Here is a 13,350-nt window from a genome sequence, read left to right as displayed (position 1 = left end):
CGAACAACTGATTGGCCGTATACTGCCGCGCAAAGATTTAATTGGCCACGTACCGAATCACCGCGTGCCCGATAGCGCGCCTAAAAGCCGCAAACGCAAAGAAGAACAACCGCTGGGTAAAAAAGCCAACAAACGTCGTAGCAATAAAGCCACACCGCCGCGTAATACCGGTACTGGTGAACGCAAAAAAGCCGGTGGCGATCGCTCTGCCGAGAATAATGGTAACTCGTTATTTGCTGGCCGTAAGAATATAACCAAGCGCAGTATTGACTGATTCGGTACGTATCACCGAAATAAAAGTACAGAACTGCCTAATAAGAGAGCCTAACAAGAAATTGCTAGGCTTTTTTCATGCAGCAACGCTTATATTTTTTACCACTACCACACGGGCAAGGACTGTTTTTAAAGGGCTGTAAGTCGCTCTGCATCTCAGCCATATTCTGCTGATAAAAATCGGTTAAATATTGATAAAGCGTAGGGTGTTTTTGCTGTAACATTTTCGGCCGTTCGAAAAAATACTCCGAAGCCACTGCAAAAAACTCCGCCGGATTGGTCGCCGCATAATCACGAATATTGGAATTATTCAGTTCTACTTCGCGAATTTTTTGCTGCACAAAACTCAACCAAGGCAAGCTCACCGCAAACTCAGATAACCGCTCAGGAAAGCCATCACACGCACCATCGGCCATATCGACCAAATGCACAAATTCATGAATGCCGACATTATGTTTGTCGCGGTCATTATTAAAACCAAGATGTAAATCGGGTTTACTTAAGGCCATTTTTCCGGCCATAGGGCCCGTACCCACCATGCCGGAAATTAGCGCATCGGGCTCCCCGCATTCAAAGTGTTCATTAAAACGACTTGGCAGTAAAAATACGCCTTTTAAATTAACGTAATGCCAGTGCGGAAAGCCCCAAACCGGAATGACGGCACTGGCGGCCACCAGCAAACGATCATCATCCGTTACATCAACGGCAACGCCGCCAATCACCGGCGTAGTGGCTAAAAATAATAAACAACGTTGCTCAAACAAACGCTGATCATCAATAGAAAGGCGCCGATAAAAAGCAACATGCTGAGATAAAAACTGCGACCAAGAGGCTTGCCATTGTGGCAAGACCACCTCGGAAGATAAGCCCAGCCAACGCGCTAACTGAGCTTTAAATGCCTTCCACATTGGCAACAACCTTATATTCGAGATGCAATAGATCTAGCTTTGAATTTCGAGTAATTCGACATCAAAAATCAACAAGGATCCCGCTGGGATATCACCAACGCGACGGCTGCCGTATGCTAAATTTGCCGGTACATAAAAACGTGTTTTTTCACCAACGGTCATTAGCTGAACACCTTCGGTCCAGCCAGGAATCACTTGATTTAAGCCAAACGCAATCGGCTCACCGCGTTTAACCGAACTATCAAAAACATTACCGTTCAGTAACGTGCCATGATAATGCACCAGCACTTTGTCGGAAGCCATAGGATGACGATCACCATGCCCTTGCTTGAGTACCTCGTACTGCAGTCCTGAACTGGTTTCAGTGACACCGTGCTTATCGCGATTTTCAGCCAAAAAAGCCTCTCCTTCTGCCGCGGTTGCCGCCGCACCTTTACCACCAACGCCTGCGCGCATTAGGCCATAAACAAGCAAAGCAGCTATCACCACAATCAACAAAATATTCAAACGACGCACTCCAAGTCAAATTTCAATGCCCGTATTATGCACATTATTCCCGCCATCAGAAACCGAGTTGCATCGAAACCAGCAACACCTCTTAATAGACCTATAATGTATCTAACCTGTCAGATTATCGTGATCACAAAGGAATGCGACAGGCTGCTCGCTATCCATGTTGCCCTAAGATCATACTGACAAGACCCAGCGCAGGAGCAATTGCATGCTTGAGACATTACAACCCGATGCCATCGTTAACGGTTCTTATGCTTCCTTAAGTTGCAGTCAGTGGTTTCAACACATTCGTCACCTTTATGCCCCTGACGAAACCAGTTGGGTGCGATCACTAGCCGCTTCCGTTCCCTCACAACAAGTACATCAAGCCAGCCTGCAAGCGGCTACCTTAGTTCATGAACTCAGAGCACAGCGTGAACACCTGCCTTTATTCGAACGTTTTATGCAGGAATATAGTCTGAGTAGCGAAGAGGGCTTAACCCTTATGGTGTTGGCGGAAGCCTTGTTACGCATTCCAGATCGACGCACCCGTGATGCCCTTATTCGGGCTGAAATGAGCCATGTAAATTGGAAGCAGCACTTAGGTCACTCGGATTCCTTTTGGGTCAATATGGCAACCCGAGGACTCATCGCAGGCGCGGCATTCGCTAGCTGGAGCCAAGATCACAATGACGATCCAAGTCAACGTAGCCGGACTATCTTCGAGCAGCTTGTCGGCCACTCTGGTGAACCTTTTGTTCGCGCAGCGCTGCAACGAGCTATGCAGCTTTTGGGAGACCAATTTGTCGTAGGCCATACCATTGATCAAGCCCTTAGCAATGCAGGCCGTATGGCATCGGATAAAATATGTTACTCGTTCGATATGCTTGGCGAAGCGGCGATGACAGAGGACGACGCCGAAAGCTATGCCAATAGCTATTTAATGGCCCTGCAACGCATAGCCGCAAGTCAAAAGACCGACTGCCACCCCCACTCATTATCCATTAAACTTTCGGCCCTCCATCCACGTTATGAAGAAAGCCAACACCCGCGTCTGATTTCAGAATTAGGAGGACGCTTAGCAAGCTTAGTAAGGGAGGCACGACAACTTAACGTCGCTATCACCTTAGACGCTGAAGAAGCCGATCGCTTGGAGCTATCGCTCAATATTTTTCAATTGGTATTTGAGCAAGAAGCCATCGGCTGGGGCGGTTTCGGCATGGCCGTACAAGCCTATAGCAAACGGGCTTTACCCGTGCTCGGTTGGCTCAACCAATTGGCACTAGAGCACGACACTCACATTAAAGTAAGGCTGGTTAAAGGGGCCTATTGGGATACTGAAATAAAGCTTTGCCAACAGCGCGGCCTTGACGGTTATCCGATCTTCACACGAAAAGCGCACACGGATATATCTTACTTAGCTTGTACACGTTTTTTACTGTGCCACACCCCTGGGCTTACCCCGCAATTTGCTACCCACAATGCCCAAACAGTGGCCGCTATTACCAATATGGCGGATGCACTAAAGCCCACGCCTAGTTATGAATTACAACGACTACACGGCATGGGCGAAGCGCTTTATGCGCACTGGCACACACGCAGAGACGAACCCGTTCGAGTTTATGCCCCCGTCGGCGAACATCAGCAATTATTGCCTTACCTCGTCCGACGACTATTGGAAAGCGGCGCTAACACCTCATTCGTGCACCACTTATGGGACGACGAAGTAGCCCCCGAAACACTCACTCGATCCCCACTAGAGCTGGCGCGCGATCTTGATTATTCCGCAAACCCAGCCACCCCTTTACCCTGCGATATATATGGCAAGAATCGCCGAAACTCATACGGAATCAATTTAAATATCTCGCTGCAACGCGAGTCATTATTCGATGATATGCGCCGCTGGAGCAGCCATCAGTGGGAAGCCAGACCCATGACAGCAACCACAGGTAACGGCGCCCTACTCGCCAATAAACCGGTCATCGCTCCCTTCACCGCACAATACCAGGTGGGTCGCAGTCAGTGGTTTAACCCTGACGACGTTACCGCCGTCATGAATGCCGGCGCCGCAGGATTTGAACGCTGGCGCTTGCTTGCACCTCGCTATGCCACCAAAGAGCGTAAAGCCTGGCTTATGCTGCTCGCCAGTGCGCTCGAAAACCACAGCGCTGAGCTTATAACGCTGTGTGTATTAGAAGCCGGAAAAACCGTGCAAGACAGCATGGATGAAATACGTGAAGCCGTCGATTTTTGTCGTTATTACGCCCACCAAATAGATCTACATTTCGCGCAACCCTCTAAGCTTTTAGGACCAACCGGTGAATGCAATGAGCTGTATTACGAAGGTCGCGGCGTATGGCTGTGTATTAGCCCATGGAATTTTCCCTTGGCTATTTTTATTGGCCAAATTACCGCCGCCTTAGCGGCTGGTAACGCCGTCGTGGCAAAACCAGCGGAGGCCACCTCACTAATTGCCGCTCGCGCCGTAGAAATAGCGCATCAAGTCGGCATTCCAAAAGACTTATTACAACTCCTTCCCGGCAGTGGCTTAGACATTGGCAGCGCAGCGCTTAACGATATGAATTTAGCCGGTGTCGCTTTTACTGGATCACATAAGACAGCCCGACAAATTGCCCTGCAACTGGCACAACGCAATGGTGCAATCGTGCCCTTTATCGCCGAAACCGGTGGTCAAAATGCCATGATAGTTGATTCAACCGCATTGCCAGCACAAGTCGTACGCGATGTGTTACGCAGCGCCTTTGGCAGTGCCGGTCAACGTTGTTCCGCCTTGCGTGTACTCTGCCTGCAAGACGACATTGCTGACGACGTAATAAAGCTACTCAGCGGTGCCATGCTAGAACTCAGTGTTGGCGACCCCCTCACGCTCAGCACGGATATAGGCCCAGTCATTGATAGCCGCGCCCAACATCATTTACAGCGTCATATTCGCTGGCTAGAGCAACATGCAAAGTGCGTCGGCAAGGCGCCCAAAGCACCTGAAGAAGGTACCTTCGTGACTCCTATCGCCTATGAAATTACCGATTTTGAAGCCCTACGCGAAGAGCACTTTGGACCGATTTTGCATATTTATCGCTACAGCGCAAAATCACTCAATACTCTCATCAGCAACATTAATAGCTTGGGCTTCGGCCTGACCCTAAGCGTTCATAGCCGCAACCCGGATACTGCCAGCCATATTGAACGCCGTATTCGAGTAGGCAATGTTTATGTGAATCGCGATCAAATTGGGGCTGTGGTCGGGCTGCAACCTTTTGGTGGCATGGGGCTATCAGGAACAGGACCGAAAGCCGGTGGGCCTAATTATGTATTACGCTTTGCCACAGAGCGCACCCGCACCATAAATACCAGCGCGGTAGGCGGTAATGCAGACTTACTGCGCGGCAATGATGATTTGATCGCAGATGAGGACGAGATCGCTGGCGAATGAAGTACGTCCGTTTGTTCGGGGTAAGATACCTACCGACGATAAAGCTCTTTATCGTCGGTAAATAATTTTTCACCAACGTTCTCAGCCTGCTTGAGAGCTTTTAACGAACTCGATAAAAACTCACGTTGGTACAAAACGGTAGTAACCAAGCGCGACGCACCGATAAATATATAAGGTCCAATAAACCACGACAGGACTGCCATTGAGAAATAAAAGGCGCGTAATCCATTGTTATAACTGCGACTGGCCTGATCAATGACTTTCGCACTGTAAATAGCCATGCTACGGCGATCATTAGCCGTTACCGTGGTATCATCTGGCGAGGGGGCCGCACCAATTAATACCGAAGCAAAACCGAACTGACGCATCGACCAAGTAAAGGTAAAATACGAATAAATAAAAATACCTAACAACACTAATAATTTAAGTTCGAGCTGCGGTAAGGTGTCTGCAGCAGTAAACGAAACAGAGCCCAACATATCTTTGATTTTTTCAGTGGCGGTAATCGCTGTAAGTAAACCAGCGATAATCAACACACAAGACGATGCAAAGAAATTCACATTACGTTCAATGTTGGCAATAAGCGCTGCATCCCCGACACGAACTTCACGCTGCAACATGCGGCGCATCCAATTAATTCGATGGACATGCAGCACCGACGACAACGACGCAGTGCGCCTAGCCATAAAATGAGCAAAACGAGCATAACCAATCCAACACGACAGAAAAATGCCGAGGCAAATAAAATTCAACGAGCCCATTTCATTTAGTTCGGCCATAAGTAACGTCAGATCCTTTAAAACTAGAAAAACATCAAGCTGAAAACGACTTCATCAAAACGGCCAAGCGTTGAATACGCTCATTCGACAATTGACGATAATCAAAATATGGGCAGAGTATCCAGCGCTTACGACGATTAATCGCAAAGTGCGCGTCCAACCACTCACTGCCCTGCTCTGCGAAAAAGCCATGATCGCTGGCGAAGCCCTTCCCCATCCAAAGATAGATAGTCCCAGAAGAAGCTGCATTAGGCACTGCCGAAAACAATAAAGCCGTATCCGAACCCTGCTGCAATAAGACGTTATCGCGCCATACTTGCCACGTTGAAGTCATAGCCTCACCACGAAACTCTGCCATCAGCTTAGCGTACACATTAAAAACTTTACGCCAATGATTACCGGTTTCCTGCGCTATACGGGCGATTTCACCGATAACCATAGGTCGGCACTCAGCTAACTCTAGGTAATCGCTTAGCGGCGGACGATTCGCCATGTACACCCGCACACGAGCTTTCTCATCGCCCAGACCCACCACAATATGCTTGCTCAAGAAAACCAATGCCGCGTGCGATTAGCAAACGCCACCAGCGACAGCATAACGGGCACTTCAACCAAAACGCCAACCACCGTGGCCAATGCTGCACCGGAATGCAAACCAAACAGCGAAATCGCGACCGCAACCGCCAGCTCAAAAAAGTTACTAGTGCCAATCATGCAAGCGGGTGCTGCAATGTTATGCGCCAATTTCATTTTCAATGCCAAGAAGTAGGCAATGGCAAAAATACCATAGGTTTGAATCATCAAGGGAATAGCGATTAACAAGATATCTAACGGGCGCTCGATAATGACCTGAGCTTGTAACGCAAACAATATCACCACAGTTAAAATTAAACCGACAATCGACCATGGTTTTAACCTGCCAACAAAGCTCGCAACGTTATCAGCTTGCAGCAACCGTCGAGTAACGATACCCGCTATCAGTGGTAAAACCACATACAAGACCACCGATATCAATAAAGTATCCCAAGGTACTGAAATGTCAGTGACGCCAAGCAACAGAGCGGTTAACGGTGCAAAGGCAAAAATCATAATGACATCGTTAACCGATACCTGCACTAACGTGTAGTTAGCGTCACCTTTTGTTAACTGGCTCCAAACGAAGACCATCGCAGTACAGGGTGCAACGCCCAATAAAATCATACCGGCGATATATTCATTCGCTGTTTGCGGGTCGACCCAGCTGGCGAAAAAGATTTTAAAGAACAGCCACCCTAACAGCGCCATAGTAAACGGCTTGATTAACCAGTTAATCACTAGGGTGAGGATCAAGCCTTGGGGCTTTTTACCAATATCGCGAATAGCGCCAAAGTCTATTTGAATCATCATTGGATAAATCATTAACCAAATTAGAACCGCGATGACTAAGTTCACATGCGCAATTTCTGCCCCAGCCACCCATGTAAAGATCGCAGGAAAAAACAAACCAAGCGCCACACCCGCCAACATACCCGCACCAACCCAAAGGGTTAAAAAACGCTCAAACAAGCCCATTAGCGAACGACTCCCTGCTGATTAAATAATTGCTGAATACTTTCTTTGTTGTGACTCGCCCAATCTTCTGTCGCCAAATTCTTAATTCGCTGAGTCAATACATCGGCAACCTCGGCAAAGGCTTGTTGCTGAGCTTGGCCATCGCTCATTTTAGAGGGATCAGACAAGCCCCAATGCACACGAATAGCATTGCCCATCCACAAGGGGCAGGCCTCACCCGCCGCACTATCGCACACCGTAATTACCACATCCGGCTTAAACGCCTCGTGAACATCCCAGGATTCGCTGCGCAGACCAGCAGTAGAAATCCCATGCTCATGCAAAAAATTCAGCGTACCGTCGAACACAACACCTGCAGGTTGGCTGCCCGCGCTGCGGACATCAAAAACGTCTCCGGCAACGTGGCGACTAATCGCTTCGGCGAGAATGCTGCGACAGCGGTTATGGGTACAAATAAAAAGAAGTTTTAACATGCGGTTTGGCAGCATGGCTGCCCTCCATTATCACTATTGATAGTCAATTCTTGCATACGCGCCCTATAGCCTTGCGCGGCAGCTTGCAGCAGTGCCGTTACCCACACAGGTAACCTTGGATCTAATTGATAATATATCCACTGGCCACGGCGCTCGTTGCTCACTAAACCGACACTCCGCAACATCGCTAAATGCCTAGAGACTTTAGGCTGGCTCAACATCAGCACATCCATTAGATCGCAAACACACAACTCACCTCTTTCAAGCAAAAGAAGTAAAACGCACAAGCGTGTATCGTCGGCGAGTGCTTTACATACCATCAGCGAGTCCATCAAAACCAGCTCCTGTCATTTCGGCGTAGTGATGGTATCACCAGTACCATATATATGGAATTCCATATATTAATTTTTCAGGCACTTAATACCCAAAACAGCTTCATACTTAGCGCAATTGGCCCTTATCACCCAGAGCAAAGACTGCTACGGTTTGTTCCCGAATTTATCGTTATCCAATCATCAGAACAATGAAGGACTTGCGCCATGACCAAAGCGACTAAGCAACCCACTAAAACAACGCACACCCGTCAACCGGCGAAGGCAAAAGCAGCGATACCGACAACCAGTGAAAGCCAATACGATCTTATTATTTTTGGTGCTACTAGCTTCGTTGGAGCCATCCTGACACGTTATATCGCCGCTCAGTTTGGATTAAATAAAGAACTTAAGTGGGCTATTGCTGGCCGCTCCGAGATCAAATTACAAAAAGTTCGTGGCACTCTAGTGAAAGCTCTAGGCGACGACGCTAAAAATGTCCCTATGCTGATTGCCGATGCCGCTAACGAAGCGCAACTACGTGACTTATGTGCAAAAACCAACGTCATTGTATCCACCGTCGGGCCCTATGCACTCTATGGCGAACCGCTAGTCAAAGTGTGCGCCGAAACTGGCACAGACTACTGCGACTTAACCGGCGAACCCCAATGGATAAAACGCATGTTAGAAAAGTACGAAGCCAAAGCAAAAGCCTCTGGCGCACGTATTGTGCATTGCTGCGGTTTCGATTCAGTGCCATCCGATATGGGCGTCTACTTCCTACAACAACAAGCAGAGCAAGAGTTCGGCTGTGTTGCTCCTAGCGTTAAAATGCGCGTAAATGCGGCCAAAGGCGGCATGTCTGGCGGCACAGTAGCCAGCATTGTTAACCTAACGAAAGAGTACATTGCCAATCCAAGCCTACGTAAAGAACTGGCCGACCCCTACTCAATCTGTCCTCCGGGCCATCGTTTTAGCACCAAGCAAGTCGATCAGCGTGGCGCAAAGTTCGATTCACAATTCAAAGCTTGGTCAGCGCCTTTTATCATGGCTGCGATCAACACCCGCGTTGTTCATCGTAGTAATGCGCTGCTGGGTAAGAAATACGGCAACGACTTTACCTATGAAGAAACCATGCTCACTGGACGCGGGGCCAAAGGTCGCGCCATGGCCACCGGTATTACCCTTGGTTTAGGCGCTTTTATGGCAGGTGCTGCAATTAAACCGACACGCTGGCTGCTAGAACGCTTCGTATTACCTAAACCTGGCCAAGGCCCAAGCCCAAAAGCTCAAGAAGCAGGATTTTACGATATCCGTTTTGCCGGCCTAACCAAAGATGGCCGCAAAATCTTAACGCGCGTCACCGGCGACATGGACCCGGGCTACGGCTCAACCGGCAAGCTACTCGGCCAAGCTGCCGCGGGTTTAGCATTGGATTTTCATAAAGATGGGAAAAAATGCGATAAAGAAGGCGGCTTCTGGACTCCGGGATCGATCTTCGATCAACGCTACATCGACCGCTTACAAGACTTCGCCGGTGTTACCTTTGAAGTGCTAGAAAAGTAAGTTTTCGCCCGCTTAATAGCAATAAAGCCAGTCATTGACTGGCTTTGTTCATTAGGTACTAAATCTTAGCCGCAGCACTTGCTGCCCTGTAGGTTTATGCAACTTTTGCTCTATAAATTCAAAACCGTAGCGCTGGTAAAATGCCCTGCCGATAGAATTCTCTTTGAACACCTCGACTTCCAGATCCCCATGCAACGCTTGCGCTTTGTCCATTAACGCCTTACCCACGCCTCTTCCATGCCAATTTGGCTGCAAAAATATCGCCCCAACTTCGTTACCGATCAATGCGATAAAGCCTTCTACGACGCCGTCGATCTCGGCAACCCAGGTATCTGTATTGGGTATATAAATGTCCGCAACATTCTTACGTTCTTGTGCGATAAACTCATCCGTCATAAAGGTGTGCGCTAGACGCGTAGCCACTTCCCATGAATCCAGCACTGCGGCTAGATCTGACGTTTGATATTGGCGAATAGTTAGGTTCATCATTTTTTGGCCTTCGTTAATTGATGACATCTATTCTAGGAAAGTCGCCATTAATACAGATTGAAAAAAAACGACAGTTTTTAATTAAATTCGAAATTACCGTAGATATCTATCGCTAGATCTCGTTGCTGCGCATAGGCAGCCGGCGTATTACCAATAGAATTTTTGAGATGACGAATAAGATGGGGTTGATCGCTGAATTCGTATTTGCTGGCAATATCCGCCCAATTTAACTCTGCGTCGTTTAACTGATACAAATAATTCAGCATATCTTCTAAGCGCGTCATGGAATGCACTTGCTTCATCGTTAAGCCGGTTACCCGAGTAAAGGCACGCTCGATTGTACGTTGAGAACGATGCAATTTTTCTCCTATTTCAGCAATCGGCGTATCGCTGAGTGCAGGTAAAATCCCTCGCACTAACTCACTGTGTTTGTCTTCAAGAGCCTTTGATAAATAAACAGATAAAGCGTCATCAAGCGTGTCACGGAGGCTATCTCTCTGTTCAAAAGCACTATCGACCAGTTGCTCAGCGCTATACACATCCGATCCAAGCATCTGCCTAATATCAACCGATTCAACCTTATCTAAAATAGAAATAAGATCCGGCAGATTTAAAGAATAGAGCGCTCCTACACGAAATTTAATGCCAATGATCTTAAAAGGATCTGAATGATCCATCGTCAGTGTTTTTAAATGCGGAAAAATCCAATGACATCCCTGCACAACCTGTCTCGTGCCATTGTGATCGTATCGATGCACTTCATTATCACTGGCGATAATCAGGTGCGCTGCAGGGTCAGGGTTTAGCTTAGGATAGAGATTGCCACTATCATCCGGCTCTTTTTCTAAAAACCAATAACATTCAACATACTTAGCAACGCTCTCACTTTTTGGCGCTAGCTTCCAATTTTTCATTTTTTCCAGCTTTTCATTTAGTGATCGTCATTGTTCGTTCTTGCTCAGCACAATACCACCTTAGTCCGTCTGACGACGGAAATGGCGTGCTAAATCCCAGCCAGTTCAGTCTTCACTGCGGTTAGCGCCCGAAACACCTTGCCATGTTTCTCCATTTCCAACGCAATGCCTTTCAACAAATCATCAAAAACTAGCGTTCGATCACGCCCTCGACCTAAGGCTTGCAGGCAAGCGTATTGCAGTACATTGATAATCGAACCGCCGGCAAGTTCATAGCGAGCAAGCTCTTCTAATGGATCTTCGATGCCGTCAATCTTAGTATTCGGCGGCATGCTAATACGCCAAATATCTTTGCGTTCTTGAGCATTGGGAAAAGCGAAGGGAATAACCGCATTAAATCGCCGCAGGAAAGCCTCATCGATATTGGTTTTCAGGTTAGAGGCGAGAATAACCAAACCATCAAACTGCTCTACTTTCTGTAAAAGGTAACTGACCTCTTGATTGGCAAAACGGTCATGTGCGTCTTTTACGCCCGTACGCTTACCAAATAAGGCATCCGCTTCGTCAAAAAACAGTATCCAATCCCGAGCGTTGGCCTGATCAAACAACGAGGATAAGTTCTTTTCTGTTTCACCAATGTACTTGGACACTATGGTCGAGAGGTCGACACGAAAGACTGGCTTGCCCGTGTGCTTACCTAACAAGGTCGCCGTCATAGTTTTGCCAGTACCCGGAGGGCCGAAGAATAGCGCACGAAAGCCGGGCTTAAATTTTGCCGCCATTTGCCACTCTGTCATCAGGATATGATTGTTCTCCACCCACAAACGAATTTCATCAATTCGCTCTTTGACTGCCGGACTTAAAACCAAGTCATGCCACTCAAGCTCAGTATAAATTTGTTGTGCGGGAAACTCTGCGCTGAAATGCGGCGTGCTGATTTTACCGGTAGTAAACAGCTCAACATAGTCTGGGTTAAGAACAATACGACCACTAAAAAATGGATCTGCGGGTTTGGCCGGCTGCAAATAAAGAATCGTATTTTTTACCAACCAATGATCGGCCGCAAACAGCTTCTGCACGAGGAAGCGTCGATTGAGATCGCGTCCAGCTAAAAGATATAGCGCCGTTTCACCCGTTGGTTGAAACAACTGGTTAACGTTATCCCGATTGCCACCAAACTCTGCAAATCGTCCCTTTTCTGGTAGTAAATCGGCAAACAGGGTATCGAGAAAACCAGGCATAACATGGGGTACTAGGGCCAAGAGCAGCACAATATACTCTTCAAAGCTGGGTTTATGCTGTTCAATAAAGGTCGCAAACGCTGATCCATCTTCATAAAAGGCCAATTCAGGCAATGCTGGCACAGCATCATCGCCGCCTTGATGAATCTCAATGCGAGCGGCAAACACCTTGGCAAGATAATCAAAGGCATGGCTTAAATTATCAGCGTTGGTATGACTATCCTGTTCGTTCAAAGAAGAATCTTGCATCATTTTAACTGTATGTATCCGTCTTTATTCCACGTATTTAAGTCTGTAACAGTCAGACTACCACCCTTTTTATTCGCCTCTTCAGCCAGCACTGCATACGATGGAAACCAAGTTTTATCATCTCCACTGCGCGCCTCAACCGCCGCCCAAATAGCATCCGCTTGTGCCGAAATAGCTGCATGATTGAAGTCTTTCAGATCCTGAGCACTCGTCATCGTCTTCAAATTAACAGTGATAATCTTAGGTGTATCGGACAAGAAGTATTGATCGACACTGCGTTTTATCGGGTTCTTCAAATTCCAAGTTTTTAGTTTCTTATCTTTAAAACCCTTACCGTCTTTTTCTAGCGTTGCTGCTTCAATGTCTAAAGCAATTGGGACATGTACTTCGGCATCAATGATCTTATTAAAAATGGCAGATTGCGTTGGATATTTCGCTTTTAAACCATCCTTTAATGCCTGCCCATCCCCTTGCCCAGCATAATCAGGAACCACCTTATAACGTTGCACCGCTCCTGACTCAAATCCCGCCTTAACGAAGCTTTCTACCTGTGCTTCATGTTGATGGTTACCCTCGCGCGACAGAGGCGTCATATTGATCCACTTCCCCGGCCCGCCTAAGTTATCGTTCAACAGGTGACCACGGATATAAAA

General features: G+C 47.6%; 14 protein-coding genes. 3 read left to right on the top strand and 11 right to left on the bottom strand.

Annotated elements, in window-relative coordinates; all coding sequences use genetic code 11:
* Positions 1-274: hypothetical protein (locus tag UXZ23_RS01185; protein ID WP_320818835.1), on the top strand; the 274-nt coding region annotated here is incomplete at its 5' end.
* A gap of 64 nt (positions 275-338) precedes the next feature.
* On the opposite strand, the gene UXZ23_RS01180 is transcribed toward UXZ23_RS01185, so the two are convergent.
* Both UXZ23_RS01180 and UXZ23_RS01175 read right to left on the bottom strand, forming a co-directional pair.
* Positions 339-1,181, bottom strand: a complete 843-nt coding sequence (locus UXZ23_RS01180) for a zinc-dependent peptidase (protein WP_320818834.1) — start codon at positions 1,179-1,181, stop codon at positions 339-341.
* 33 nt (positions 1,182-1,214) lie between these two features.
* Entirely contained in the window at positions 1,215-1,697 is a 483-nt protein-coding gene (locus UXZ23_RS01175; protein WP_320818833.1) for an FKBP-type peptidyl-prolyl cis-trans isomerase, read from the bottom strand.
* A 205-nt stretch (positions 1,698-1,902) separates the two neighbouring features.
* On the opposite strand from UXZ23_RS01175, the gene putA reads away from it, so the two are divergent.
* The gene (putA, locus tag UXZ23_RS01170) at positions 1,903-5,124 is read left to right on the top strand and encodes a bifunctional proline dehydrogenase/L-glutamate gamma-semialdehyde dehydrogenase PutA (protein WP_320818832.1); all 3,222 of its coding nucleotides are present in this window, start codon (positions 1,903-1,905) and stop codon (positions 5,122-5,124) included.
* Positions 5,125-5,153: 29 nt separating this feature from the next.
* Here the strand turns inward: putA and UXZ23_RS01165 are convergent, their stop codons facing one another.
* From UXZ23_RS01165 to UXZ23_RS01145, 5 genes are read right to left on the bottom strand one after another with little or no spacing between them, the layout of a single operon-like run.
* A complete protein-coding gene (locus tag UXZ23_RS01165) occupies positions 5,154-5,903 on the bottom strand; it encodes a DUF599 domain-containing protein (protein ID WP_320818831.1) in 750 nt (249 codons plus the stop codon).
* A 34-nt stretch (positions 5,904-5,937) separates the two neighbouring features.
* A complete protein-coding gene (locus tag UXZ23_RS01160; RefSeq protein WP_320818830.1) occupies positions 5,938-6,453 on the bottom strand; it encodes a DUF6942 family protein in 516 nt (171 codons plus the stop codon).
* Complete coding sequence (gene arsB / locus UXZ23_RS01155) at positions 6,450-7,454, bottom strand: ACR3 family arsenite efflux transporter (protein WP_320818829.1); 1,005 nt, start codon at positions 7,452-7,454, stop codon at positions 6,450-6,452. Before arsB ends, UXZ23_RS01160 begins: the two co-directional genes overlap by 4 nt.
* Positions 7,454-7,942, bottom strand: coding sequence for an arsenate reductase ArsC (locus UXZ23_RS01150; RefSeq protein ID WP_320818828.1), 489 nt, complete (start codon positions 7,940-7,942; stop codon positions 7,454-7,456). Before UXZ23_RS01150 ends, arsB begins: the two co-directional genes overlap by 1 nt.
* The gene (locus UXZ23_RS01145; protein WP_320818836.1) at positions 7,921-8,259 is read right to left on the bottom strand and encodes a metalloregulator ArsR/SmtB family transcription factor; all 339 of its coding nucleotides are present in this window, start codon (positions 8,257-8,259) and stop codon (positions 7,921-7,923) included. Before UXZ23_RS01145 ends, UXZ23_RS01150 begins: the two co-directional genes overlap by 22 nt.
* 207 nt (positions 8,260-8,466) lie before the next feature.
* Here UXZ23_RS01145 and UXZ23_RS01140 point away from each other — a divergent pair, with 207 nt between their 5' ends.
* On the top strand, positions 8,467-9,804 hold the full coding sequence (locus UXZ23_RS01140; RefSeq protein WP_320818827.1) for a saccharopine dehydrogenase family protein: 1,338 nt from the start codon (positions 8,467-8,469) through the stop codon (positions 9,802-9,804).
* Between the two features lie 51 nt (positions 9,805-9,855).
* On the opposite strand, the gene UXZ23_RS01135 is transcribed toward UXZ23_RS01140, so the two are convergent.
* The 4 genes from UXZ23_RS01135 to UXZ23_RS01120 all read right to left on the bottom strand — a co-directional run.
* Positions 9,856-10,293 (bottom strand): GNAT family N-acetyltransferase, encoded by a 438-nt coding sequence (locus UXZ23_RS01135; RefSeq protein ID WP_320818826.1) that lies wholly within the window; start codon positions 10,291-10,293, stop codon positions 9,856-9,858.
* A gap of 77 nt (positions 10,294-10,370) precedes the next feature.
* Positions 10,371-11,207: an AraC family transcriptional regulator gene (locus UXZ23_RS01130; RefSeq protein ID WP_320818825.1), complete on the bottom strand. Its 837-nt coding sequence runs from the start codon at positions 11,205-11,207 to the stop codon at positions 10,371-10,373.
* Positions 11,208-11,296: 89 nt separating this feature from the next.
* A complete protein-coding gene (locus tag UXZ23_RS01125; protein WP_320818824.1) occupies positions 11,297-12,682 on the bottom strand; it encodes an ATP-binding protein in 1,386 nt (461 codons plus the stop codon).
* 14 nt (positions 12,683-12,696) lie between these two features.
* The coding region (locus UXZ23_RS01120; RefSeq protein WP_320818823.1) for a hypothetical protein at positions 12,697-13,350 on the bottom strand (654 nt) is incomplete at its 5' end.

This window comes from Thalassolituus sp. (assembly GCF_034111725.1).
GTDB lineage: Bacteria > Pseudomonadota > Gammaproteobacteria > Pseudomonadales > Oceanobacteraceae > Thalassolituus.
Note: the sequence above shows the minus strand (reverse complement) of the source record. Positions and strands in the feature narration are given on the sequence as shown.